The organism is Gottfriedia sp. S16(2024) (genome assembly GCF_050473765.1).
Taxonomy (GTDB): domain Bacteria; phylum Bacillota; class Bacilli; order Bacillales; family Bacillaceae_G; genus Gottfriedia.
The window spans coordinates 4,779,014-4,805,440 of the sequence record NZ_JBFLUO010000001.1; the positions used below are offsets into that span (position 1 = coordinate 4,779,014).

Sequence of the window (26,427 nt, forward strand, 5' to 3'; positions counted from 1 at the left end):
AGATCACCCCAATCTAAATATAATTCCGTGCCCACCTTTCGGATATTCCCATTTAATATTTTGATGAGGACAGCCTATTCTACAGCTTCCACATTCATGACATCCCTCGTATCCAACATGCATTCGAATATTTTCCCATTTATAAACTTCTGCTGGGCAAAAGATCGTACAGATTTTATCGGGACATTTTGTCATACAAATATCGGAATCTAGTACAGTTAAGTGCGATTTTGTATCGGCATTAAAACGAACGAGATACTGCTTTTCTTCGATTGTACTTTCTTTTTTTGTCTCACTCATTTATTTCATCACCTTCCATGCTTTGTATACATCTTTCGCAAGCTTAATTTTAGCCTTTGCTCCTCCTATATTACTCATAATATTCTTTTGTTTTTCCCATTTAGATTTACCATCTACTGTAAACATTTGGCTGGCAGATTTATTTAATAGTGGAATATATTGCTCGAAATATTGAGGGAATTTTTCAAAATGATGTGTTGCATCTTTATATTTTTTCAAATCCTGTCCTACGAAGCTATTTAGTAATTTATCAGCGTATGGTTTTAAAGCAACATCAGAGTAGTTATCAATCGCTTTTGCTTCGATAATGGTCTCTGCTGCTAATCTTCCAGATGTCATTGCCATATTTGAACCTTCACGATGAATTGCGTTTACTAACTGTGCTGCATCACCAATTACCAACACTCCGTTTCCTACCAATTTAGGAATCGATTTGTACCCACCTTCAGGAATTAAATGAGCAAGGTATTCTTGTGGTTCGCTTCCTTGAATATACGGTCTAATCATCGGATGATTCTTAACATATTCAAGTAAATCATAAGGTTTCAATTTATTTTCAATCATTCCTGATAATAATGTACCGACCCCAATGCTAAGAGAATCTTTATTTGTATATAAAAATCCTGTGCCAACTATGCCTTTTGTCGCATCTCCAAATAGCTCAATTGCTACCCCTTGGTTACCTTCAAGACCGAATCGATCTTGAATTATTTTACTATCCAGCTTTAAAATTTCCATTGTAGCCAAAGCGACTTCATCTGGTCTCCATTCTTTATGGAAACCTAAAGATTTTCCTAAAAGTGAATTTACTCCATCAGCTAGAACTACCACATCGGCATATAAATCACCGTCTGGTCGATCCGTCCTTACCCCAACAACCATATCGTTTTCAACAATACACTCGAGAACAACTGTTTCATTAATTAATAATGCACCTTGTTCTACTGCTTTTTGAGCAAACCATTGATCAAATTTTGAGCGCAGAACAGTAAAATTATTATAAGGTTCCTCAGCAAATTCAAGACCTTTATATCCAAAGGTAGTAGCGGATTGTTTATCAAGCATCATAACTCGTTGCTCTACAATAACACGCTCAATTGGTGCATCCTTCCAAAATTCAGGTATAACATCCTCCATCATTTTACGATACAATACGCCACCCATAACATTTTTCGAACCTGGATACTCTCCTCTTTCAATAAGGACAACATTAACACCATTTTTTGCGAGTTCGTATGCACATGAAATTCCTGCTGGGCCTGCTCCAACGACAATTACATCAAATTTTTCCGGCATGATCGTGATTTTCCTCCTTTAAAGAAAAACTTTCTTGGAATTGGTTAATCAGCATTGGTACAATTTCAAATGCGTCTCCTACGATGCCGTAATGACAAGATTGAAAAATTGCCGCATTTGGATCTTTATTGATTGCAATAATGAGACCTGAATTTTGCATCCCAACAATATGTTGGATTGCGCCAGATATCCCAATTGCAAAATAAATTTTTGGTGTAACCGTTAAGCCAGTCTGACCAACTTGATGATGATGTTCAACCCAGCCAGCTTCAACTACATCACGACTTGCTCCAACAGCTGCTCCAATCGATTCAGCAAACATATGAATCAACTGAAATCCGTCTTTACTACCTAATCCTTTGCCACCCGCTACGATGATATCCGCTTCATCAATGCGAACCTTCTTAGTTGTTGCACGTACAATCTCTAAAACTTTTGTACGAATATCTTCTTCTTTTAAATCAATTTCCTCTTCGATCACAACTCCCTCAGCGCCAGGAATAGGAGTGAGCGCTTTCATAACCTTTGGACGAACTGTCGCCATTTGAGGTCTATATTTCTTACAAAGAATAGTTGCCATTATATTTCCACCAAAAGCAGGTCGACTAGCTAATAATAGCCCTGTATCTTCTTCAACATCTAATACAGTTGTATCGGCTGTTAAACCTGTAGGTAAGTCAGTTGCAACAGCACTTGCTAAATCCTTCCCTTTAGAAGTAGCTCCATATAATAAGATTTCAGGCTTATATTTGTTACAACATTCAAGTACTGCTTTCATATAAGATTCAGTACGATAATCCTTAAAAATTGGGTCATCATATACATAAACGATGTCAGCACCGTATTCAAATAACGTAGGGGCTAACGATTTCACATTTTCACCAATTAATAATCCTGCTAATTCGCAACCACGTTTTTCTGCTAATTCTTTACCAGCTCCAAGCAATTCAAGTGACACGGGTGCTATGACTTTATCGTTTTCTTCTATAAACACCCAAATACCTTTGTACTCTGAGAAATCCATTTATACCCCTCCCTTCACTTCAAATAACTCTTTCTTCTCATTTAAAATCTTCATTAGTTCATTTACTTTTTCTAATGAAGTTCCTTCAAATACCGTACCACCTTTAGCCTTTGGTGGAGCCCATACTTTCGATACAATTGTTGGTGAACCTTTTAAACCTAGTTGTTTAATATCGATATCTTCTAAATCCTTCACGGCCCATATTGTCGGGTTATACCTTGCAGCTTTTATCATATTTGTAAGTGATGAATAAGGAACTTCATTTATTTCCTTCTCAACTGCAAATAGACAAGGTAAACTCGTTTTAATCACTTCATGGCCATCTTCTATTTTTCGATGAACAATTGCATATCCATCACCTTTATTAATTTCTTGGACCTTCTTAACAGATGTTAACGGTGGTATATCTAAACGACGTGCTATACCTGGTCCAACTTGTCCAGTATCACCGTCAATTGTCATCTTTCCACAAATGATTAAATCAATCGCTTGAATTTGTCCTATTTTCTCAATCGCTTTCGTCAAAGCATAGCTTGTCGCTAACGTATCTGCCCCAGCGAATGCACGGTCTGAAATCATATACCCTTCATCTGCACCAATTTCAATACATTTTCTTATAGCTTTTACAGCAGGTGGTGGCCCCATGGTAATAACCGAAACTGTTCCACCATATTTATTCTTAATTCGAACAGCTTCCTCTACCGCATGAGCATCATACGGATTTAATATTGCTGGAGCGCTTGCACGGTCCATCGTATTCGTTTTAGGATTCATCTTAATGATCTTCGTATCTGGCACTTGTTTTATACAAACCACAATATGTAACACTTTTTCACTCTCCCTTTTTCTTCCCGTCTCCCATAGTTAGTAAATGTACATGTTGTTCAAATATATTATTTTTATTGAAAAAATATGATAGAATGCAACTAAAAAAAGCGAAACGAAAAAAAAGAGACATTCACAACATAGTAGTTGAAAATGTCTCTTAGACTGCCCGCCAAACGCTCGCTTTCTTCGTTACTTCGCCTGCTGAGCGGTGCTCATTACCGTCTAGGGTAATTCCACTCCTCACCAGACTTCTCGCCTCGAAAGACAAGCGCTTGAATCAGTCTCATACTCAAATTTTTTGTATTTTGTTTTTCATTAACCAACTAATAGTTGGATTGTTATGCCTGAAGGGTCCTTTGTAAATGTAACTCCATTTTCTTCAAAAACAAAAGCTCCCATATTCTTTAAACGATTTACTACCACCGATTTTTCTTCTTCACTTGGATATAACAATGTAAAATTCTTTAATCCTGCACTGCTATCAGAAGGTTCAACTCCTCCTGCACTATGCCAAGTATTTAAACCGATGTGATGATGATAACGTCCAGTTGAAATAAATAATGCCTGGCTTCCATATTTCGTTACAACATCAAATCCAAGCCCTTCACAATAAAACTTCTCTGTGCTATTTAAATCAGAAACTTGCAAATGGATATGACCCATAATTGTTCCTGATGGTAGACCAGTAAAAGCTTCATCCTCAGCAAGTGCTAAAAGTCCCTCTACGTCTAATCGTTTACTATCCATAACGACATACTCATTATGCCATTGCCAATTCTCTGACGGACGATCTGCATAAATTTCAATACCATTCATATCCGGGTCCGCTAAATAGATCGCTTCACTGACTAAATGATCCGAACCACCTTGAAGTGGATTTCTAGTTTCAATCAGATGCTTAAGCACCATACCTAAATCTTTTCGAGTAGGTACTAATAACGCAAAATGATATAATCCTGTATTTTGCTCATTTCTAGGTGTAACATTGTCTGGTTGCACTAATTTAATTAATACATTTACCCCATCCGCTGTTAAACTAGCATTTGTAGTTGAATGATCCAACACTTTTAATCCAATAACCTCTTGATAAAACGTTAATGAACGCTCTAAATTTGCAACTTTTAATTCAACAGTTGGAGCATAAACTTTTGGCTTTTGATGAAAATTCATTTTAATTTACCTCCTCTAGAAAATAGTACAATTAATGTTAACACTAACAGAATGAACGGAGCCATTGCAACACTCATGCCTTGACCCGCATGTAAATGAGTAAATACAGCACCTACCATAATAATCGCCAATCCGACTGAAGCAAGTTTACCTAAAACCAACTTCCAATAACCAACTAATAAACCAATTGCCCCTAACACCTCAAATGAACCAATCGTATACATCATACCTTTTGAATAACCATAAACCTCTTTAAAATCATGTAACATCTGAGTATTTCCACTTAATTTCACAAATCCAGACAGTAGAAATGCAATAATTAAAATCCCTTGAATAATTCGAGTAAACCATTTCATTTAAAAATCTCTCCCTTTTGTTGTTTGTTTTTACTGAACTTATATTAAGTACAGTTAATTTTAGAGGTTTTTACTGAACCCTTACTGTTCTTAGTTTAGAAACAGTAAAACTTAAAAAAATAGTGCGGTTAAAATTAGTTGGTTACTTTTTGTAAGTGTGTTGATTTAAGTACAGTATATGTCATAACTGTTCTCATTTCAAGGACATTTTTTGATTTTTGATTATCCTTACTCTCAAGGTTAAAATTTGAGGGCTGGCTGAAACTCGTAAGGGACTAAATTTTTAATGGAAGAAAGCGTGGAGGAATTTATCACCTCGTCCGCATGCCATTGACAGATGATTTATTGAAATCTAATAAAATTCATACATTTTTCACTTTTCTCCAAAATTTTCTAAATTTTTTTTGTTACTTTTATAGTATCCCATATAAATATTTAAAAGAATTCGTAAAATCACTTTATTGTTGCTTTGTAAAAATAATTAATTAAAACTATTTTTACTCATTATTAATATCTCCTGTTTCCAGTTTCTTGTTTAAAACCATATAATCATTTCTGCTAAAAGAGATCGTAACTCTATCTAATCGATCCCCATTTGGATATAAAAATAATTGTTGATTGAACTTTATGCCTAAAGGTACAACTGTTTGATAAATAAGATTTAATATTTTAAAGCTTTCTAAATCTACTCCTTCTTTCAAATGATTTTTTACATGGATAATTACGAAACCATCAATACTTTCAATTCTAGGTTTTCGGGGAGAGATATTATTAGCTTTACAAAGCCTTTTTAATAAATTTTGAAAATAATCATTTTGCTCCAATTAAAACACCTCACATTTCATAAGAAAAGAAGCAATTTTTAATTTATATCATTAAAAAAAGTCCAATCGATCATGATCTGAGAGAAATCACTTCTCTCGAAATAAAAATTTGATATTTTCCCCTGTAAACTATACACTTCGTATGGTTTATTTGCGATTTCGCTATTTTTATTTGTGATTCTCAATATTTCATTGCGAAATGACTAATTTCATTACGATTATCGAAATTTATTTGCGATGGCACTATTTTAATTGCCATTCTCCAAATTTAATTGCGATTCTACAATTTTAATTGTGATTCCTGAAATTTATTTGCGATTACACTATTTTAATTAGCATTCTCTAAATTTAATTGCGATTCTAAATTTTATTGTACTCGCCTCCTAACAGACACACTATCCCAAACAATATAAAAATATCGTACATCCAAATGTACGATATTTTCAAAGTGATTCGATTGTTTTATGACTGGCACGTCTTACAAAATCAGCCAAAGTATAGTTACATAAAAAGCCAAGTAAGTGTTCTTCTGCTTCAATTGCAAAGTCTGAAAATACATTGTTCATTACACGTCCACTAGTACAGTCAGATGTGGATTCAATTAGTGCGGTTGATAGAGGTTCTGTCATTTGTAGGGCAATGTAGACTTGTTTTAAGGTAATTTCCTCAGGTGACTTAGCTAATAAATAGCCGCCATCTCGTCCTTCTCTTGCTTCTACTATTTTTTCCTTTACGAGGGGAGCCATAATTCTTCTCATAAATGAAACACCTGATCTAATATGTTTTGCGATTGCTTTACTTGGTGTAACCCCTTCTGTTGTTGCTAGTAAAACTAATGCCTGAATAGCAAATCCGAACCACTTAGGTGTAACGGAATTTTTACAACTTGACATTTTTATCACCATCCAGTGATATTATTATCCCCCGTTTTTGTATCCCTTGCAAGTATATAGTAGTTTTTAGACTTTTTTAAATGTAAGGAGATAACGATTTACTGGATGGATCTTAGTTTTTAGACAATAAAAAAAGGATAGAAAGTTTGCTTTCCATCCTCATTTTTTATTTAACGAGCATATCCGCCTAGGCTTTGTTCTGCCATTTGAACTAGACGCTTCGTAATTTCTCCACCAACTGAACCGTTAGCGCGTGAAGTTGTGTCTGGTCCTAAGTGCACTCCAAATTCAGAAGCTATTTCGAACTTCATTTGCTCAATTGCTGAATTTGCATTTGGTGAAGCATATTGATTTGAAGATCTTCTGTTTGCCATGTTGTCGACTCCTTTGTCTTTTGGATGCTCTGATGTTGTTTATCAGATTAAAGATAGTATGATTCTTAAAATTTATTCTATACATTTATTTACAAATTTTTTTCTTTTTACCAAAAGTGCTTCTTGTTACCAAATGAAGTTTCCCTGAATAAATATTTCCAAGTTCAAAAACTTGTATTATGCCTTAAGATTTTCTATAATCTTAGCATACTGTATATAATTAAAACACAGTTTATCAAATGAAAACGTCTCGTTATTTCCATATATTGAAAAATGTTTTTTTAGGAGGAAAATTAAATGATGAATAATCGTTTCCAAGATAAAGTTGCTAAGAATTTAAGTGAAATACCTTTATCTGTATTAGACTTAGCACCGGTTGTTGAAGGAAGCACTCCTGCTGATGCTTTTAAAAATAGTCTTGATTTAGCACAGCATGCTGAAAAATGGGGATATCACCGTTACTGGTTTGCCGAGCATCATAATATGCCTGCAGTTGCAAGTTCAGCTACTTCAGTTGTAATTGGACATATTGCAAGTGGAACATCAACGATTCGAGTTGGTTCTGGAGGAATCATGTTACCAAATCATGCTCCATTAGTCATAGCAGAACAATTTGGTACATTAGAATCACTACATCCAGGTCGTGTTGATCTTGGATTAGGTCGTGCTCCTGGTAGTGATATGTCAACAACGAGAGCGTTACGTAGAGATTTACGCAGCCATGAAGACTTCCCTGCTCAATTAGAGGAATTACGTAATTACTTTAATCCGCCAGGTGGATTAGGCAGTTTAACGGTTCAAGCTGTGCCTGGCGAAGGTTTAAATATACCAATTTGGCTATTAGGATCAAGTGGCTTTAGTGCTCAGTTAGCTGCTGAATTAGGTTTACCATTTGCATTTGCAGCACACTTCGCACCAGATTATACAGTTCAAGCAATGCAGTTGTATCACAATAACTTTAAACCATCTAAAAGTTTAGATGAACCATATGCAATGATTGGCTTAAATGTTGTCGTTGCTGACACAAATCAAGAAGCAAAAAGACTTTTCACCACACAACAACAATCATTTTTAAACTTAATTCGAGGTGGTAAACCCTCTCTTTTAAAACCACCAGTTGACGATATGGATGAAATTTGGAGTCCATATGAAAAAGAAACACTTGAAAATCAAATGAAACTATCTGCTATTGGTACAATCGAAACCGTTACTGAAAAGCTACAAACAGTTTTAAATATAACAAAAGCTGATGAAATCATGGTAAATGGTTCTGTTTTCGATCATGCAGCGCGTTTATATTCATATGAATTATTAAGTAAAGTATCAAATAAATAATAAAAAAGGAGAGTATGGAATGCTCTCCTTTTTGTTGTTTTATAAATTCCTATTAATCCTACGCCTTTAAAGCTTCTTGTTCGACTCTTTGTAAAAAATCATGTACTGCCTTTAAATTATTCCCCTTTGGATTAGCTAGCTTTAACATAGCTCGTCCGATAAAATTTACTCCGGCATTCGTGCCTTCATAAATAAATTTTGTATGTATATCGTCGATTTTTTCTAATGTAAATGTCAGATTCGTTACAAACGCATTTGCTAAAACAAAATGGATTTGCTTTTTTTTATATGATTCAGTATCCTCGTAAGCCAAAGTTTCAACAATATAAGATTCTACACGTTTTCCTTCTCTATAACTTTGCTGATGCTTTGCACCTACTTCATTTTCATTTTTATCGATTAAATTATGTTCTTCAACTTTTGGCATTATTTTCTTAATGTTTTTATCTAAAAATAGACTCCATACTTTTTCGATATTTTCATTTATAACAATGTCTTCTTTCCATTGAATCATTTTAAATCTCCTTCCTGAAGCAATAATTCATCTATTTCGTTTAATTTTATAGTAAATCCTCAATTTCTAATTTGCTTTAAAAACCTTGGAGAACGTCACATTTTCAAATACTATTTCTAGTATACCGAATTATGTATTCAAATCATAAAAAAAGCCCTCTCATTTATGAGAAGGCTCTGATTTTTATTATTTTTCACCTGGAAATACGATTGCTACAATAACTATATCGTTATTGACCATTTCAAAATAAATTCGAAATTTTTTTATTACGACTCTTGATATTCCTTTATAATTTCCATGTTCTTCAGTATATGTTTTTCCAATGACTTCATTTTTTAATAAATCTTCTGTTTCCAAGACTATTTGTGAAATAAAATCAAATGTTTCTTCTGGAGTGAATCTTATACTTCTAAATTGGGTAAGTTTAATTCGTACATTAAGCGGCCATATAACATTTCTAAAAATCGTTAGATGAAGTCTTTAGAGGAAATTGATTTTAAAAACTCAGATGTTGACACCCCTAAACCCTTTTTGTACTCATCCTGACTTTTTCTAATCATAATTTCTATTTCAGGATTTGCTTCGACGTCTGCTTTAATAGATTGTTCTTCTTCTTGAAGGACAAGTGTAAATCGTCCTTTGCCTGGAACAGAAAATTGAACAACAGAATTCTCACGATCCATATTTGAAATAAATCTCATAAGTTCTTCTGAGAAATGAGCTTTTTCCATCCAAATCACCACCATAAAAGACTTATTATTATATCATATCATACATCAGTTAGATATTTGAATTAAACCAATGAATTTTTGTTACGAGTTTCCTTCCATTTTTTTATATTCAACTTCTATTTCTATCAGATTATTGTTTTGAAATCATAAAAAAAGCCCTCTCATTTATGAGAAGACTCTGATTTTTATTTAATTTACCTTAAGCTTTTTCGATATTTATATTGGTTCCATTGAAAATGAATATAGCAACCAATGCAAAATCCGTTTATTGCGATAAACGAAGCTAATGCGACCATAATTGAAAACACATAAAATAATACGTTCCAACCAACTAATGCACCAATAAATGCTAGAGATAAACAGGTTACTGCAATTGTTTGATTAAAATTTTGTTGACCTTTATCCTCTTGCGGATAGCTCGATGGTTTCTTTTTTAAAAAACGTTTAGCAAATTTTATGATTGGATGAAAATCAAAAAATAATCCACTTAGTCCACTGATTAAAGGAATAAGTAGTAGCCAGTACTGACCAGTAATCCATGTTAATATTACAGATATAAAGATCGTCCATTGATTTGTACGAACTAAAGGTAATGGAATTGTATTTATTTTTGGATTAGACATACAAAAAACCAACCTTTCGTATCGGAATAATTAAGTATAATCATAATATGATTTCAAAAACAATTCAATCCATAAAATCTGAAAAAAGTAAAATTATTATAAAAACAAAAAGAACGATCTAAATGATCGTTCAGCGAGTTGATATTAAAAATTTTCAATCTTTAAAATAGAATCCCATGAGGTAGTACTTTTGCTTAAACTTGTAATATGCTACCTCATAGCGGGTTCATGAGGTAGTACTTTTGCCTAAACTTGTAATTTACTTCCTCATAACAGCTTCATGAGGTAGTACTTTTGCTTAAACTTGTAATTTACTTCCACATAACAGCTTCATGAGGTAGTACTTTTGCCTAAACTTGTAATTTACTTCCTCATAACAGCTTCATGAGGTAGTACTTTTGCTTAAACTTGTAATTTACTTCCTCATAACAGGTTCATGAGGTAGTACTTTTACTTAAACTTGTAATTTACTTCCTCATAACGGGTCAAATTGGACACTAATTGACAATCTCATTTTTCAACAAAAAAAACGATCTAAATGATCGTTTCGGTTTTAATTAATAGGTGCCCCATATTTAACAGGATATAAGCTTCCTTTATAAGCAAAAGATATATTTCCTGTTTCTTCTGATACAACTAGAGCAAGTGCATCGCTTTGTTCTGAAATTCCAACTGCTGCTCGGTGCCTTGTTCCAAGTTTTTTATTATCGTATGTAATTTTAGATAGTGGAAGTACATTACCTGCTGAAATGATCATGTTATTTTCAACCAGTACTGCTCCGTCATGTAACGGGCTACCTGGATAAAAAATTGATTCTAATAATGCTGGGGATAGTTTTGCACCGACGTGTATCCCTGAACTCATCAACTCTTCAAGTGAGTCGTCTCTTTTTACTACAATTAATCCGCCATGTTTACGTTTTGATAAGTGCTGAACTGTAATTGCCAATTCATCAAAGATATCAGTATACGGAGATAGATATGAATTTAAATAAAATGAGGCTGCATCCATTTGTAAATTATTAAAGACGCGATGGATATTTTCAAATTCAGTTAATATGCCGCATCCTTTATTTTCAATTCTTCCAATCATGCCTTCGATTTTCATATTAAGTTGTGTTAGTGTTTTTGTTATATTTTTTCTTACAGTGGGATTTAATTGAGACTCGAATTCATCCATTTCAATTTTTCATCTCGCTTTCGAACCGAATTACCTCCACTTAAGTTTCCCAAAGTTCGCTATGTTATACCAATCATTACCATCCATAGTTTTAATTCAATAACGATTGATTGTAACGAACTAAGTTGATTATCTTGCTGCCCATGCTTCTACTTCTATTTTAATGTCTGGATTTGCTAAAGCTGATACATAAGCATAAGTTGTTGCAGGTGGGTTACCGGAATGAAATTGGCTCCAACAGTCTAGAAAGAATTGACGATCGATTTTCTCCGTTAGCCAGAAGTTGAGTTTAAAAAGATTATTAAGCTCGACTTTCTCGCTCTCAAGGATGTTTTTTATATTCTCAAGTGCATTGACAAATTGACTTTCGATATCAATTGGAAATACTCCGTTTTTGTCGTTTCCTACTTGACCTGATAAAACTACTAGCTCTGCATGTCTTGGGACAATTGTGACATGACTATATTGGCCAACAGGTGCAGCAACAGATTCGGGGTTTACTTTTTTAATTTTCATTTTTATTTCCTCCTTTTTTCTTTTGGAAGTGGAAATGGAAATGGTGTTTATTACTTGCAAGTGAATTTTATCCCCCCACTCCTTCGACCAAGTATATTCTTTCAATATGTTACAATTTGAACCTTTTATAAATTTTTTTGAAACTTTTTAAAAACAAAAACATCATTTGTATTTTTCAACTTGCCCTTCGATTACGAATATTCTCATATCTTTATTGACATTAGCACTATATAATCGAGTAGTGACTATTTATTTAAGGAGAATATATGATTAAAAAAACGAGTTTATCCATACTGTGTCTACTACTATTTTTTTGTACGAATGCTACGCTTACTCAACAAAAAGCAGTCATTGCTGCGACTGAACCGAATCCTTCTTTGATTTTTGCAAGTCCTGGTAACAGCCCAACTCTTTCACCGGACGGGAATCGAGTTTTTGTGAACTTTGGAATGTACGATACAAAAACAGGAGCATTACTAAACCATATGCCTGTTCGCTATCTTAATTATAGCCCTAATGGTTCTTATTTGTATTCAAATGAAGGCGAAAACACACAGTTTTTCGATGTTCAGACAGGGGACAAATTATTTACATTACCTTATTATATCGCCCAAATTTCATTTAAAGGGTCCGATGAACGAATCATGGGTATAACACATGAATTATCAGATGGAACATATGGGTTAACCATATATGATGATGCAACAAAAACCGTACTGTTTGAAAAATCATTTGATTATAAATACGGATTACGTGTAAGTATCCATCCAACAGAACCAATTGTTGCTGTTACAGATGATTCGACCGTTGAAATTATCAATTACGAAACAAAAAAAGTCATAAAATCGTTTGAAAATCCGTTTAAAACGACTCGGTATTATCCGATTCGTCAAATGATTTTTAGTCCTGATGGCAATACGCTATCATTAACAAATGATTCAGGACTCGCAAATCCATTTGTGCAATACGATGTGAATCGTAATTTTGAAAAGTCTTCAACTGTTTTTAATGTGTACATCAACGAATCAGCCAAAAATAATAGAACAACTTCTCGTGCAATTAGTTACGGTAAAAATAATGAATTAATTTTCCATTATTTCCATAAGATTAAATTTTTCAACGCAACAACAGGTGCTTATTTACGCACAGTTGGAAATGATATTGACAATGTTGTATTTTCTCAAAACATGGATAAAATCGCTTATGCTAAAAACACAAATGACAAAAACTACGAAGATCCTGAATATATTGAGGTACAAAACTATCCAATAAGTCAGCCTTTGACTAAACGGATTGAGTTTAAAGATCCGTATATTCAATTAAAAGAAAACCAATCGACCTATTATGGGTTGCAATATATAAATGAGAAGAACGAAATCACATTCCTTGACCCAAATGAAGTTACCTTAACGCCAATTGACCCATCAATTGTATCGATTGACTCATCCAATAAACTTATCGCAAAAAAATCAGGTGGTACTATTATAAAAGCAACTTATCAGGGATTGGTCGATTATTTATCGGTAAATGTTGTGTCTGAACCTGATTCGCGTATTCATGTGAACTCATTATACGATTCATCGTTGATCATCACAGGGACTGCACCACCAAATATTAAATTACAGATTAATGCGGCAGATTATCCTTATGAAGTTATAACAAAACCGGATGGAACATTTTCTGTTCCATTAATCACTCCATTACGAGCGAATACTACGGTTCATTTTATGTATTTCTTAGAAGATTTGTTTCCAGCCGAAGCACCATATGGGACAGACACTGTTGTTGAAAACGTACTTCGTGACACTGTTGCACCAAAGCCGCCAGTGATTACGAGTATCGATAATGCTACCAACATTGTAAAAGGAACAGCCGAACCGAATGCCACAATCAATCTGTCGACGGATTCTTTAATCCCAACAACCACTTCTCGTTCGTCTGCACTTTCGGTCGATTCGATGGTTAACACAAAATCTCTTAGCACAATGGCAACTACTGTTCCATTGGCTAGCCAACCGTCTACCGGAAAAACAGTTACGACGAAAGCTAATAAATACGGTCAATTTACAGTTACATTGAAAAACATTGCTCAAAATAAAACGATCCAATCAACAGCGACTGATTTAGTTGGGAATCGAAGCAAAGTCACGGTATCAAAAATTAAGGATACAATTGCTCCTAATGCACCAACAGTCAATCGAATCAGTAATATTTCAGCAACCGTTTCAGGAAAATCAGAAGCGAATGCACTGATTACGATTAAAAAAGGAACTAAAGTACTAAATACTGGTAAAGCAACAAATACTGGTACTTTTAAGATAGCAATTTCCAAGCAATCGTCCAACACAACACTATCCATTACAGCGACGGATGCTTCAAAAAATACCAGTAAAAGTACATTAGTCAATGTGGTTACTGCTCCTAAGACACCAACGGTTAACAAAGTTAGCATCAACTCAACTTCTGTAACAGGTAAATCCGAACCATCTACAACGGTTTATGTGAAATCTGGTTCGAAAACGATTGGTTCAACCACCACATCTAACAAAGGAACATATACGGTCAAAATTCCTAAACAAAAGCTTGGAACAAAATTAAGTATTTACGCACGAAACCGTTCTGGTATCATAAGTTATACAATTAACACGACTGTTTCTAAATAAAAAAAAGAGCCTAAGAGAATATTTTTAGGCTCTTTTTTTCAGCGTAATTTGGTATGTTTATTTAAGAAAGTTTATAATCGATAAAAATATATGGCTGTTTCACAGACTTTTCTAAAAGGAAATTTACTATACTCCTCGTAACATTTGAGGTAGTCATTTTATGTATACATATTATCTTAATAATTCTATTACTCTAGCTAATCCTGTAGGTGTTATTGAAATATTAAATAATGAAGCATTTTCTTTTTGATCTATATCACTCTTAATCCAAGTTAAACCGTTTATAAATCCTTGCATTTCCAATTCAATTAATGCAGGTTCGACATCATCAATAGCTACTCCTACTTCATTATGAAGCCCTTTTTCAAAGTCTGGCTCTTTTTCTTGAAGTTCTTTAAAAATAGCCAATAGCATTAATCCTGCATCTGAAATCTTACTAGCCAGAAAGAACACCACCTTTTTAGACTATTTATTCGACAAAAGGTGGTAATTTCCTTTTTTTGCTAATTTTTTACTAATTTGTTTGTTTTTTCAACGAGCTTTTGAAGGTCCATCGGCTTTACTTGATTATTGTCTAATTTATATTTTTGTTTTAGTAAAATGATTCTTTTTACACTCTCGTTTATACGTTCTTCTGAAATTGTTTTGTTTTTCACGGCTGTTTCGATTTCTTTATATACAGCTTTTACTTTGTTAGGATCATGAGCAACCATAATGATATCACTTCCAGCTAAAATGGAAGTAACCGCTGCTTTTTCCAAATTATAATTTTTTCCAATTGCATCCATCGTCATATCATCCGTCATAACCACTCCATCATATTTTAAATCATTCCTTAACATTGATGAAATGACCTTTTTAGACATTGAAGCAGGATATTTAGGATCGATTTTTGGTAATAAAATATGTGCAATCATAACAGCATCTGCGTTTTGATTAATAGCGTCCTTAAATGGTATTAATTCTAACGATTTTAAATCAGTATACGATTTGTTTACAACAGGTAACTCTAAATGGGAATCAACCGAAGTGTCACCGTGGCCAGGAAAATGTTTTACAACTGGAATGATTTTCTCTGATTGAATTCCTTTCATTGTTTGTATTCCTAATTTACTTACAGTTGCTGGATTATTACTAAATGAACGATCACCAATGACCGGATTTTTAGGATTACTATTTACATCTAAAACAGGAGCAAAATCCATATTTAAACCAAAAGCTTGTAGCTGTTCTCCTAGTATTTGTCCTATTTCATATGAGAACTGTCCATTATTTTTCTTTCCAATTATTTCGTTTGATGGTATTTGACCTAGATTTCCTGGTAAACGTGATACCCTTCCACCTTCTTGGTCAACTCCGAATAAGATCGGTAAAAGATTATTTCGATTAGCAGCCTTTATTGAATTTACAAGTTTAACCGTTTGACTGTTATTCGTTAGATTTTCATTGTAAAAAATAAATCCACCAATATAATATTGTTCAACTAGTTCTTTTAAACTATTTGAGTAATTCGGTCCATAAAAACCTGAAATAATCATTTGACCTATTTTTTCTTGAAGTGTCATTGCATTTAAAAGCTGATCTAGTTTAGTGCCAGTATTAGGAATAAGCTGGTCAATAATTGATACTGACGTATGATGCAATGTAGGATTATTATTTTCACTAGTTGGTCTTGGTAAAATAAACTTCAGTTCAATTTGATTTGGTAGTTCATAAACTAAAATAATTTGATCAACATGTTGATCTTTATAATATTTAATCTTACTTGGCTTTTTTAATTGTTTCATAATATCGTCATAGTGAACTTGTTGTAAATTAGAATTATATGATCTTACTTCATAAATTCGATTTTGATGATCATACCCTACAGCAAATCCCTGTTTTTGATAAGTTAAGTACGTACTATTAGCAACCTCATCTTTTTGGGTAGATTCCCCAAATTGCTCCGTTATATCTTTTAAGGAAGTCTTTCCTACTTCTATATTTTTTTGGTTTGGAATTTCTCCTTGTTTAGCGCTTGAAATTATATTATTTAAAATTTCTTTTGTTGAAAGTTGATTCGAATGATTAGTATCCGTTTCCGTTTGATGATTTGTATTTTTATTTGGATTCGAATGTGATGAATCTTGGAAAACTTTATCCTTCAACGCAATGTAAACACTTGTACAAACAATTAACAATAGTATTAATAAAATAACAGCTTTTTTGATAATATTCTCCTCCTAAAATATTATTTTCCCCTCTTTACTTACTTATATTTCCATTAGTTAAGTGGGCACCTTCTAACGAATAGGTGCATACGATGAGAAAGATTAACGAGGAGGGACTAATTAGCATGACCAGTAAAAAATCCCATGAAATGATTCAACCTATAAACTACAGGAATCAAAATATGAATCCAAATCAAAATAATCCTTACTATGATTATCACCAATATTGGTATAACGAATATCAATCATATCCTATACATCAACAGCATCATTCAATTGACCAATCTGACATTTTTTATCGTCAGCATGCTCAAGCTACTTTCGTTTTAGTTCACGGCTCATGGGTTGATCCATTCTTCTGGCACGGAATCACACGAGAACTACTAAAAATGGGACATATTGTTCACACACCACAGTTGCCTGGGCATGGTACAGATAAAGATAAAAATGTAAATCATGAGATCATTACAAAGCAAGTAGTTCATTATATAACGTCTAATAAGCTTAATAATATTATTTTGATAGGTCACAGCTTTGGTGGTACTGTCATTCAAAAAGTCGCTGAACAGCTTCACGATCGAATTAAACGATTAGTTTTTTGGAATGCTTTTGTTTTAAATGACGGTGAAAGCCTTACAGATCAATTTCCACTTCAAGCCCAAAAATTCCTATTAGACTTAGCTGCGCAATCTTCTGATAATACAATCAAACTACCATTCCAATATTTCCGAGATGTATTTGTTAACTTGGCTGATTTACAAACGGCGAGGCAAATTTATAGTGCGACAACACCTGAACCGGCAACTCCCCTTGTTGAAAAACTAGATTTAAAAACGTTTTACCAATTATCTACTCCAAGAAGCTTTATTAATTTACAAGAAGATACAGTAGTACCTACAGGCGAAAATTCTGGTTGGTATCCTCATATGGCTAGTAGATTGGGAGTTTATCGTTTTATACAAGGAAGTGGCGATCATATGTCAACTGCAAAAGTATACCCAAGAAGAATGGCACAGTTAATTGTAAATGCCTCTCGAGACTAAAAATAGATTTTACTAGTTTATGATTGTAGCACTTAATTTATTTACCTTTAAGTGGAGTGAACTGGTATAACTCCATTTAAAGGTAATTTAAAACATATTTAATCTTATTAATATATATTTAATATTTTTGTAACATGTAATATACTAATAGTGTGAAAAATTTTAATATTAGGAGACCGAAATGAATAAATTTAAGAAAATCGCAACTATAGCAACTGCAACAACTCTATCAGCAGGTATTTTATTAAGTATACTTCCAACTGAAACCCAAGCTGCAACTAATACTAAAGTTGTCCAAGTTCAAAATGATTTAAAAAAACAAGTCAGCTCTTACATTAAAGTTCTTAGCAACTTAAAAAGTGAAATCTATTATACAGATCAAGAAGTTTATGATTATTATAAAGAACTACAAACTGATGTTACTTTATTTAATAAAAACGGATATACAGGTAAAGACGAACTAGCGAAAAAAACAGCGAGCTTTAAAACAAGAATTGATAAAGCGCGTAAAGACAATGCTGCAGTAGATATGAAAAAAGTAACAGCACAGTTTAATACATATATTAAAAAAGTAGATTCAAAGGGTGCTAAAACATACTTTACAACTCAAAAAAATAAATTGATGGCAGTTAGAAATTACCAAAACCACACATATGATATGATCGAGTCATATGTATACGATATCGAGGATCAAATTTATACTGAAAATGAAATTTATATTCGTAAGCAATTACCTGCTGAATATAAAAACTATGAAACTGAATATGCTTTAGTAAATCAACGCTTTTATGGGATGACATCTAAAGAACAAGAAATTATTAGCTATGCATATGATGTTCTTGATATGGATTACACAACACATCGTCAAATCGAAAAAGATCTAGATTCTATGTTTGATAAGTATTTTAAAGATGGTTTTGACGAGCTGTATGATATAGAAGATAATGAAAGCTTAGATAATGCAATTGAAAAAAGAGATGTAGCAAAAGCAAAAATTGCTCTTGTAAATGCAACTAACGTTTTTAAAAAATTTAATAATACTTACAATCAATTTGAAGCTGCGGCCGACGTATATAAAACAAATCTAACAGTTAAATTCGCTAATAAAGTAAAAAAAGCGCCTGTTACACAACAATAAGATCAGCATCTAAATAAAAACAGTCCTTTGTTTGAAAATCATCTTTTCCAAAGGACTGTTTTTTATGTTTAACTTGATTTAATTTTTCTTGTTTCGTTTTTGTTCTACGCGTATTTAAATCTAACATCGCAAATGAACTTCTAATTAATTCTGGATTTCGTTTACCTTCTCTAACTAGTTTGTCTCGTAATTTTCTTGCTTTTGATTTGCTCATTCTTTCCACCTCTTTTTAACTTTATTCTTCTATTATATACAAGCAATCAAAGTTTTCCACTAACTCTTCATAATTTATTTTTTTGAAATTGGAATAAAGTGATTAAATAAACCGACCACTTTTATTTCCTTGTCTAAAGCCTTAACCTCGTAAACTGAAAAAAAGATATAATCTTTTTTAGTTGTAACCTTACTAATAAGTTTTTCCCCTAATAAGTCAATTCCAAAATCAATGTATTTATTTTTTGATTCCAATTTAAGCTGATCCTTTGCCCAAGTGACAAACTCTCCTTTTGATGGATTTGTTTGTGCAGAGATAATTAGACAGACTGCTAAAGCCACAATTACAAGTAATTTTTTCATAAAGTCACCTTTTCATTATTTTTACTATTTATATGATAAAGGATATTACCGAATTGTCCAGAAAATATCCTTATTTATTAATAAAATGTCTAGAAAAAATAAATAAGGGTCCTAATTGCGACCCTTGAAAGTAAATACAAGTTCAGTTTGAAAGCTATTTAATTACTGCATTCTTTACAATTTTTGAATTTAAAAATGGGATCACTGAAATAATCTCATTAATGCCATGTTTTGATATAGCATCTAAAGCAAGTTCATTAAGTAGGTCACCTTCAATAAAAGGACAAATCGGTGCTAATGACTTAATCCCATTTAATTCATAACTCTTTCTTGTGCATTCATTTATTATTTCATCACTGATAAATGGTGCCACCTGAGCTAGTCCTTTTATACCATTTGTTTCAAACTCTTTCTTTGCACATTCATCGATTATTTCGTCACCGATAAATGCTGCCATTGATGTTATTTCTTTTATGCCATTTAGCTCAAACTCTTTCATTGCAAGCTCATCGATGATCTCATCGCTAATAAATGGTGCTACTTGAGTTAATCCTTTTATACCATTTGTTTCAAACTCTTTCTTTGCACATTCATCAATGATTTCGTTACTGATAAATGGTGCCACCTGAGTTAATCCTTTTATACCACTTGTTTCAAACTCTTTCTTTGCGCATTCATTCATTACTTCTTCGCTGATGAATGGTGCCAAAGTTGTTAAAGCTTTTATACCATTCGTTTCAAACTCTTTCTTCGCTAATTCGTCCATTAATTCTGTACTAATAAACGGTGCAACCCAAGTTAATTCTTCAATTCCATTTGACTCAAACTCTTTCTCCGCAAATTCATCAATTACATCATTACTAATATAAGGTGCCATGCGTGATAATTCTTTGATTCCATTCGAATCAAATTCCTTCTTTGCACATTCATCAATTAGATCTTCACTAACAAAGGGAGCAATATCCGATGTATCAGTAATTGTAAGGTGATTCTCAACATTTCTAAAAACGATGTCTGCTTGATCGATATTAAGAATCGGTGCAACATTTAAAAATTCTTCTTTTTCAACTTCTAACTCAATTGAAGAATCCGTATTATCTTTTTCAATTAAATTATTGATCAATTTAACGCCTTTTTCATTTCCTAAAATTTCATCAATACTTACATTAAAAATTTCTGCAAGCTCAGGTAATTTAGAAATATCAGGCATTGTCTCTCCTCGTTCCCAATTACTAATTGCTTGAAAGCTAACACCTAATTGATCAGCTAGCTTCATCTGTGTAATCTTGTTTGCTTTTCTTAATTGAGCGATTTGTCTACCTACTTTTTTCATATCAAACATTTATATCACCTCTATTTAAAAGTTAATTTCATTGTATCTAGTTAATTGAATAGTTAAAATCAAGTGTTACTTGAATTAATGGAAAATGGACTCAAGTAATAATTGAGTTTCTAAGAAGTCTGCAATTTTAGTAAAGTTTAGTATTTAGTTTAAGAGGTAGCTTTCTACCTTGAACTAAAACTATATGCTCAATTTATTATAACAATTTTTACAAATATAAGTATTTGAATTTTCAAGCAATAAAAAAAACAACCCAAAATGAGTTGCCTTCAGAAATATCATTAAGATTAATCTTTTGTAGTCCATTCGTAAAGTGCTTCAAAATTTAATTTTTCTAACCAATGTCGTTCCGCTAAAATAACTGGGTGAATCAATATATCTTTCCGATTTGAGTCATCACAAAAATTAAATAATTTATCTTTATAAGGTTCTAGCAGGTCTAGAACTTCTTTTATTCGCCACTTAAATCGTTTACTTGAACCCCAAGCTACTATAATAATGTCTGCGTTACTAATCGCTAATTTTATTGCTTCATCGTTATGTTCGCCAACTTCGCATTCTTTCCCTTTTAGCTTTGTTGAATCCGGTTCCATTAATGCAAAAAGATTTACTAGTTCTAGCGAGCCGAAGTTACCTTTCTTATAATCTATAAAAAAGTTAAGACATCTCGCCAATATATAATCACTCTTTAGATGATCTGCTCGACAAGGATTAAGTAATACAAGCGTAGCTTTCTTTTTCGATTCATCCCAAGTTCTTGTAAGCGAATATCGCATTAATTTATTTTGTTTATCAAAGACCGCCTTCGAGTTAATTTGCATTGAATGACAGTTTACAAAATCCTCAAATGACATATACTCACTCTTTTCATCATTAATTAAAACAAAATCAACAAGGTATTATATTCCATTTAATCGTCATTTGTACTAAATTATTAATTTAAAATAAATAATCATTAAATGTATCTAAAAAAAAGTAAAATTTTAGTAGCTTTCTATTTACTAATTCATATTTTCCTAGTACGATAGTGGATAATTTAGACAGTTCATATTTGGAAGGGGCTATTTTTTATGATTAAAGGAATCATATTTGATTTGGATGACACATTACTTTGGGACCAAAAAAGTGTTCAAGTTGCATTTGCAAATACATGTAAACTAGCTACAGAAAAATACGGTATTGACCCAACTGAATTTGAAAATGCCGTTCGTGATTCGGCTAGAAAGCTTTATGAATCATACGATACATACGAATTCACAAAATTAATTGGCATCAATCCATTCGAAGGACTATGGGGGAATTTTTCAGATGATCATGATCAATTTCCAAAAATGAAGGCGAATTCTCCTGCCTATCGAAAAAATGCATGGACGCTTGGCTTAAAAGCATTTGGAATAGATGATCCAGAATTTGGTCATTTATTAGCCGAAACATTCCCTGAAGAACGAAAAGGAAACCCTTTTGTATACGATGAAACATTTGATGTGCTAGATCGATTAAATGAACAATATAAACTGCTCTTACTAACAAACGGCTCTCCTGATTTGCAACATACGAAGCTTTCAATTACACCAAAGATTAAAGAGTATTTTGATCAAATACTAATTTCTGGAGACTTCGGAAAAGGTAAACCTGACCCAAGTATTTTTGAACATGCCTTATCATTAATGGAACTTTCAAAAGAAGAGGTCATTATGGTCGGAGATAATCTTATGACAGATATTTTAGGCTCAAGCAGAATTGGAATGAAAAACGTGTGGATTAATAGGCATCATAAGGAACGAAATGAAGTTGTACCTACATATGAAATTACTCATTTAGAAGAGCTTTATCCGATTATTGATTCTTTGAATAAGTAGGTTTTGTTTAAAAATCTAGTGGTCCATTTTTATGGGGACTTGCTGGATTTTTTTAATTGATTTGGTTATGGATTAAATCGTAATTTCAAGTAAGTGCAATTAAATTCCCAGAATCGCAATTAAAAATGGCAAATCTGCAATTAAAATCCCGGAATCGCAATTAAAAATTCTAGAACTGCAATTAAAAGTATGAAAAATGCAATTAAACTAGAAATATACCTATACTGCTATCCGTATTACGGGCTACTTTTCACCATAAACTAGTGCCTTAAAGTGAATCGTTTAGTCTATCAGTCAATTTAGCCAAAAAATCAAAGCAAACATACAATTTCATATCGACATTGTTATATAATTATTACGATTTTGACTAGATATACCCCCTATTTATGTCAATAATCATAAAAATCTTCCTTTTGCAAGACTGCTCGTCCTATAAAGTTTTTTAACTAATGAAATTGACGTTTCGATGTGTAATATTTGTTTCTTAAAATGTAGTATCAAATTTATGGGGGTTAATGATATTGTTAATTATCCATTTAAATTTTAGAGCTAAAATAAAAAGTACTTTCTAAGAAAAAATTAGAAAGTACTTTTTTATCAAATCAAGATTAACATACTGTATTGCTATTAGATTTAAGTAAAGCTTGTTGTAAGTCAGCTACAATATCTTCCCATGCTTCTAACCCGACTGACATGCGTAGCATATTTTCTGTTATGCCCATTTTTTCTCGTAACTCTTTTGGAACGACTGCATGTGTCATCGTCGCTGGATGCTGAACTAATGTTTCTGTATCCCCTAGACTTACCGCTATTTTTATCATGTCTAAATGGTTAATAAATTCCTGAGTTTCTTCCTTTGTCCCGTCAAATGTAAATGCGAAGACTCCCCCACCTTTTTTCATTTGCTTACTAGCAATAAAATAATTTTGATTTTTAAAGTCTCCAGGGTAGAATACTTCCTTTATCATTGGATGCGATTGTAAAAATGAAACGACCTTTTTTGCATTTTCACATTGACGGTCCATTCGAACTGCTAATGTCTTTAATCCTCGAAGCAACAGCCATGCATCAAATGGTGACATAATCGCACCTATGTCTTTTCGGATAGGGGTCATTCGATCAGCTAGCTCTTTTGTTTTACAAACAACAATTCCTGCAACTACATCACCATGACCACTAATATATTTCGTTGCACTATGTAGCACAATGTCACAGCCTAGTGTTAATGGCTTTTGTAAATAAGGTGAGCAAAAAGTATTATCAACTACTACTGTAATATTATTATTTTTCGCAACTTCGACAACCATTTCAATATCAATGACTTTCATTGTAGGGTTGATCGGTGTTTCAATAAATATAACTTTCGTGTTTTCTTGGATTAAGTTATGGATTTCTTCTTCAGTATCCATTTCACAAAAGTTATGTTCAATTTCAAATTTACTCTCCAACATTTCTAAAAATCCATACGTACATCCGTATATGCCTTTTGAACATAAAATATGGTCGCCAGTGCTAATTAACGAGAAAATTGTAGCAGATACAGCAGCCATTCCAGAACCAAATGCTAACGCTACCTCTCCTTCTTCTAACGCAGCCATTCGTTCTTCCAAAATTTGAACGGTTGGATTTCCTAATCTTGAGTAAATAAAATCATCTTTCTCTCCGGCAAAGGACTGTTCTCCATGTTGTGCAGTTGGAAATGTATAGGTAGACGTATGAAATAATGGAGGAGTTAAACTCCCGTGATACTCACTAGTTTTGTAGCCTTCGTGAATCAACTTTGTATCAAACTGATTTTTCTTCATTTCTAATTAGCCTCCTTAATTAAGTGCGTATTGATCAAACGTTAATTAAAGCAAAAACCTAAAATGAAAGCCCTTACAAATTGTTCACTTAGACTACTTCTATATATAGGAAAGCAATACCTTTCAATAGATCATACTATAGGTAAAATTACATGCTCTTAATCCAATATAAGACTTAAATTAAAAATGAAAGTAGCAAAATACTCTCTCTTGCATTGGTTCTTACTATTTATTCAAAAAATTTTCTACCTAACTTTTTTCCTATTGCTTTTCCGTTCGCTTTTATCAATTTTTTATAACCAAAGCTTAAAACATCAGTCATTTATATTCCGAAATAATCAAACTGCAATCAAAAAAAATCATCCTCTTTGACTAGGTTTATTCTAAATTAATTGAAAATGAAAAAAAGCACCTTCTAAAAATTTAGAAAGTACTTTTTTATTTTCAAATTATCTGATTTTGTTAATCTTCTAACCACTTCAGAATTTCATCAATTCCAATCGCTTCTTCAACTTCTGGAAACTTCTTAATAAAATTTAAATCGGTATCATTTGGGATCAATTCATCAAATTCGTTTGGGTCATGGACGCTCATTGAATACACCTCTTTAGTAAATTTTATTTAATTTCTGTATTGTTAACAAACATACTTAATAAAATACATATCCAATTTTTTATGAAGAAGTACTTCGATTAACTGAATTAATTAATAATAATAATAGTTCGTAGTTTTTTTTTATTTTCCTCTTTTTTTATCATAAAAAATCTTGTACAAAATAGGTCATCGACTAGAACAAACTCTTCCTTTCTACCATTTAATATTATATCTATTTAATTAGATGTATTTTATGATCACATTTATTACCGAGTCTATATAAAGAAGATCTTCTACAACATTTTATTACTTATTATAAAGTCATCCCAATAATTTCTTCTAGCCCTAAATTTAATCTAAAATTAGCACATTTCAATTCGAAACTTCTTTCCTAAATTATCCTTTCCACTTTTTCCTCCGAATTGATTTTAAAAGTAATACAAGCCATTATGAAAAATTTCATTTATGTAGATTTCGGTCCAAATAAAGTAGGTGTTATCTCAGATAGAAATAACATCTACTTTTTATTTATTTTCCTAAATCCTTCTTACTTCACCATTCCATTCCTAAGCGCTGTTACGACTACTTGTGTTCGATCTTCACAACCAAATTTTTGTAAAATACGATGGACATGTGATTTAACAGTACCTTCTGTTATAAATAATTTCTTACCGATTTGATCATTTCGAAGTCCATAGGCCATTTCCTGGAGGATTTCTTGTTCACGATCCGTTAGTTTTTCGATTAGCATTGATTCTCCTTTTTTACCTGGGACTGAAAAGCCAGAAACAATCGCTCTAGAAAGTGCATTTGCTGCAAGAGTTGTTTTAAAAATAGCTTCACCTCGATAGGCTGAGCGAATCGCATCAAGCATTTCCTCAACTTCAGCATCCTTTAATAAAAATCCTATTGCTCCCGATCGAATTCCTTGGTAAATATATTCTTGATCATCAAATGTAGTTAAAATAACAATTTTCGTCGTAGGTAATTGTTTCATTATTTCTTTTGTAGCATCAATACCCGAAAGATAAGGCATTTGTATATCCATCAATATGACATCTGGGCGTTTTTCTTTTGCTAACTTGATTGCTTCTATTCCGTCAGATGCCTCACCAATTAAGTTCATATCATCTTGTAGATTGATTACATAACTAAAGCCTTGCCTAATCATCGTTTGGTCATCAACTAGTAAGACCTTTATTTTTTCATATGACATATTTTCTCACTCTTCCC

At 32.6% G+C, this 26,427-nt stretch carries 28 protein-coding genes; 5 read left to right on the forward strand and 23 right to left on the reverse strand.

What is annotated here, in order from left to right; all coding sequences use genetic code 11:
- Window positions 1-3 precede the first annotated feature (3 nt).
- From AB1282_RS23130 to AB1282_RS23170, 9 genes are all read right to left on the reverse strand, one after another.
- Window positions 4-300: a ferredoxin family protein gene (locus AB1282_RS23130; RefSeq protein ID WP_025568180.1), complete on the reverse strand. Its 297-nt coding sequence runs from the start codon at window positions 298-300 to the stop codon at window positions 4-6.
- A complete protein-coding gene (locus AB1282_RS23135) occupies window positions 301-1,596 on the reverse strand; it encodes an FAD-dependent oxidoreductase (protein WP_056474900.1) in 1,296 nt (431 codons plus the stop codon). It lies immediately after the preceding gene.
- Window positions 1,580-2,620, reverse strand: coding sequence for an electron transfer flavoprotein subunit alpha/FixB family protein (locus AB1282_RS23140; protein WP_056474897.1), 1,041 nt, complete (start codon window positions 2,618-2,620; stop codon window positions 1,580-1,582). Before AB1282_RS23140 ends, AB1282_RS23135 begins: the two co-directional genes overlap by 17 nt.
- Window positions 2,621-3,448, reverse strand: a complete 828-nt coding sequence (locus AB1282_RS23145) for an electron transfer flavoprotein subunit beta/FixA family protein (RefSeq protein WP_056474895.1) — start codon at window positions 3,446-3,448, stop codon at window positions 2,621-2,623.
- 315 nt (window positions 3,449-3,763) lie between these two features.
- Window positions 3,764-4,618: a VOC family protein gene (locus AB1282_RS23150; RefSeq protein WP_429900548.1), complete on the reverse strand. Its 855-nt coding sequence runs from the start codon at window positions 4,616-4,618 to the stop codon at window positions 3,764-3,766.
- Window positions 4,615-4,974, reverse strand: a complete 360-nt coding sequence (locus AB1282_RS23155; protein ID WP_429900550.1) for a DoxX family protein — start codon at window positions 4,972-4,974, stop codon at window positions 4,615-4,617. The genes AB1282_RS23150 and AB1282_RS23155 overlap by 4 nt, the downstream gene beginning before the upstream one ends.
- Window positions 4,975-5,471: 497 nt before the next feature.
- A complete protein-coding gene (locus AB1282_RS23160; protein ID WP_429900552.1) occupies window positions 5,472-5,798 on the reverse strand; it encodes a hypothetical protein in 327 nt (108 codons plus the stop codon).
- Between the two features lie 443 nt (window positions 5,799-6,241).
- Window positions 6,242-6,691, reverse strand: coding sequence for an RrF2 family transcriptional regulator (locus tag AB1282_RS23165; RefSeq protein ID WP_025568186.1), 450 nt, complete (start codon window positions 6,689-6,691; stop codon window positions 6,242-6,244).
- 170 nt (window positions 6,692-6,861) lie between these two features.
- A complete protein-coding gene (locus AB1282_RS23170) occupies window positions 6,862-7,065 on the reverse strand; it encodes an alpha/beta-type small acid-soluble spore protein (RefSeq protein WP_056474875.1) in 204 nt (67 codons plus the stop codon).
- A gap of 297 nt (window positions 7,066-7,362) precedes the next feature.
- Between AB1282_RS23170 and AB1282_RS23175 the strand changes: the two genes are divergently transcribed.
- Entirely contained in the window at window positions 7,363-8,400 is a 1,038-nt protein-coding gene (locus AB1282_RS23175) for an LLM class flavin-dependent oxidoreductase (RefSeq protein ID WP_390311249.1), read from the forward strand.
- Window positions 8,401-8,458: 58 nt separating this feature from the next.
- Here the strand turns inward: AB1282_RS23175 and AB1282_RS23180 are convergent, their stop codons facing one another.
- From AB1282_RS23180 to AB1282_RS23200, 5 genes are all read right to left on the reverse strand, one after another.
- On the reverse strand, window positions 8,459-8,914 hold the full coding sequence (locus AB1282_RS23180) for an SRPBCC family protein (RefSeq protein ID WP_056474872.1): 456 nt from the start codon (window positions 8,912-8,914) through the stop codon (window positions 8,459-8,461).
- 467 nt (window positions 8,915-9,381) lie between these two features.
- Window positions 9,382-9,645 carry a hypothetical protein gene (locus AB1282_RS23185; protein WP_056474861.1) on the reverse strand — a complete coding sequence of 88 codons (264 nt, stop codon included), beginning with the start codon at window positions 9,643-9,645 and terminating at the stop codon, window positions 9,382-9,384.
- A gap of 194 nt (window positions 9,646-9,839) precedes the next feature.
- Window positions 9,840-10,268 carry a DUF4395 domain-containing protein gene (locus tag AB1282_RS23190; protein ID WP_429900554.1) on the reverse strand — a complete coding sequence of 143 codons (429 nt, stop codon included), beginning with the start codon at window positions 10,266-10,268 and terminating at the stop codon, window positions 9,840-9,842.
- 553 nt (window positions 10,269-10,821) lie between these two features.
- Window positions 10,822-11,448, reverse strand: a complete 627-nt coding sequence (gene cdaS / locus AB1282_RS23195) for a sporulation-specific diadenylate cyclase CdaS (protein ID WP_056474857.1) — start codon at window positions 11,446-11,448, stop codon at window positions 10,822-10,824.
- A gap of 129 nt (window positions 11,449-11,577) precedes the next feature.
- Window positions 11,578-11,964, reverse strand: coding sequence for a RidA family protein (locus tag AB1282_RS23200; RefSeq protein WP_429900555.1), 387 nt, complete (start codon window positions 11,962-11,964; stop codon window positions 11,578-11,580).
- A gap of 266 nt (window positions 11,965-12,230) precedes the next feature.
- Between AB1282_RS23200 and AB1282_RS23205 the strand changes: the two genes are divergently transcribed.
- Window positions 12,231-14,627, forward strand: coding sequence for an Ig-like domain-containing protein (locus AB1282_RS23205; protein ID WP_429900557.1), 2,397 nt, complete (start codon window positions 12,231-12,233; stop codon window positions 14,625-14,627).
- A gap of 171 nt (window positions 14,628-14,798) precedes the next feature.
- Here the strand turns inward: AB1282_RS23205 and AB1282_RS23210 are convergent, their stop codons facing one another.
- Window positions 14,799-15,035 carry a hypothetical protein gene (locus AB1282_RS23210; protein WP_387358694.1) on the reverse strand — a complete coding sequence of 79 codons (237 nt, stop codon included), beginning with the start codon at window positions 15,033-15,035 and terminating at the stop codon, window positions 14,799-14,801.
- A 95-nt stretch (window positions 15,036-15,130) separates the two neighbouring features.
- The gene (nagZ, locus tag AB1282_RS23215; RefSeq protein ID WP_429900559.1) at window positions 15,131-16,774 is read right to left on the reverse strand and encodes a beta-N-acetylhexosaminidase; all 1,644 of its coding nucleotides are present in this window, start codon (window positions 16,772-16,774) and stop codon (window positions 15,131-15,133) included.
- A gap of 188 nt (window positions 16,775-16,962) precedes the next feature.
- Here nagZ and AB1282_RS23220 point away from each other — a divergent pair, with 188 nt between their 5' ends.
- Both AB1282_RS23220 and AB1282_RS23225 read left to right on the forward strand, forming a co-directional pair.
- Window positions 16,963-17,880 carry an alpha/beta hydrolase gene (locus AB1282_RS23220; RefSeq protein WP_286131752.1) on the forward strand — a complete coding sequence of 306 codons (918 nt, stop codon included), beginning with the start codon at window positions 16,963-16,965 and terminating at the stop codon, window positions 17,878-17,880.
- Window positions 17,881-18,061: 181 nt separating this feature from the next.
- The gene (locus AB1282_RS23225; protein ID WP_429900561.1) at window positions 18,062-19,018 is read left to right on the forward strand and encodes a hypothetical protein; all 957 of its coding nucleotides are present in this window, start codon (window positions 18,062-18,064) and stop codon (window positions 19,016-19,018) included.
- Here AB1282_RS23225 and AB1282_RS23230 read toward each other — a convergent pair.
- The 4 genes from AB1282_RS23230 to AB1282_RS23245 form a co-directional block, all read right to left on the reverse strand.
- Window positions 19,005-19,232, reverse strand: coding sequence for a hypothetical protein (locus tag AB1282_RS23230; protein ID WP_429900563.1), 228 nt, complete (start codon window positions 19,230-19,232; stop codon window positions 19,005-19,007). The genes AB1282_RS23225 and AB1282_RS23230 overlap by 14 nt on opposite strands.
- A gap of 74 nt (window positions 19,233-19,306) precedes the next feature.
- Window positions 19,307-19,594, reverse strand: a complete 288-nt coding sequence (locus AB1282_RS23235) for a DUF4359 domain-containing protein (protein ID WP_056474850.1) — start codon at window positions 19,592-19,594, stop codon at window positions 19,307-19,309.
- 154 nt (window positions 19,595-19,748) lie between these two features.
- Window positions 19,749-20,936 (reverse strand): helix-turn-helix domain-containing protein, encoded by a 1,188-nt coding sequence (locus AB1282_RS23240; RefSeq protein ID WP_056474847.1) that lies wholly within the window; start codon window positions 20,934-20,936, stop codon window positions 19,749-19,751.
- A 287-nt stretch (window positions 20,937-21,223) separates the two neighbouring features.
- Entirely contained in the window at window positions 21,224-21,790 is a 567-nt protein-coding gene (locus AB1282_RS23245) for a DUF1643 domain-containing protein (RefSeq protein WP_056474845.1), read from the reverse strand.
- Between the two features lie 216 nt (window positions 21,791-22,006).
- Between AB1282_RS23245 and AB1282_RS23250 the strand changes: the two genes are divergently transcribed.
- Window positions 22,007-22,795, forward strand: a complete 789-nt coding sequence (locus AB1282_RS23250) for an HAD family hydrolase (RefSeq protein ID WP_429900565.1) — start codon at window positions 22,007-22,009, stop codon at window positions 22,793-22,795.
- A gap of 608 nt (window positions 22,796-23,403) precedes the next feature.
- On the opposite strand, the gene megL is transcribed toward AB1282_RS23250, so the two are convergent.
- The 3 genes from megL to AB1282_RS23265 form a co-directional block, all read right to left on the reverse strand.
- The gene (megL, locus tag AB1282_RS23255) at window positions 23,404-24,600 is read right to left on the reverse strand and encodes a methionine gamma-lyase (RefSeq protein WP_429900567.1); all 1,197 of its coding nucleotides are present in this window, start codon (window positions 24,598-24,600) and stop codon (window positions 23,404-23,406) included.
- Window positions 24,601-25,062: 462 nt separating this feature from the next.
- Window positions 25,063-25,194, reverse strand: coding sequence for a hypothetical protein (locus AB1282_RS23260; protein ID WP_268875886.1), 132 nt, complete (start codon window positions 25,192-25,194; stop codon window positions 25,063-25,065).
- Between the two features lie 547 nt (window positions 25,195-25,741).
- The gene (locus AB1282_RS23265; protein ID WP_429900569.1) at window positions 25,742-26,410 is read right to left on the reverse strand and encodes a response regulator; all 669 of its coding nucleotides are present in this window, start codon (window positions 26,408-26,410) and stop codon (window positions 25,742-25,744) included.
- Window positions 26,411-26,427: the final 17 nt, after the last annotated feature.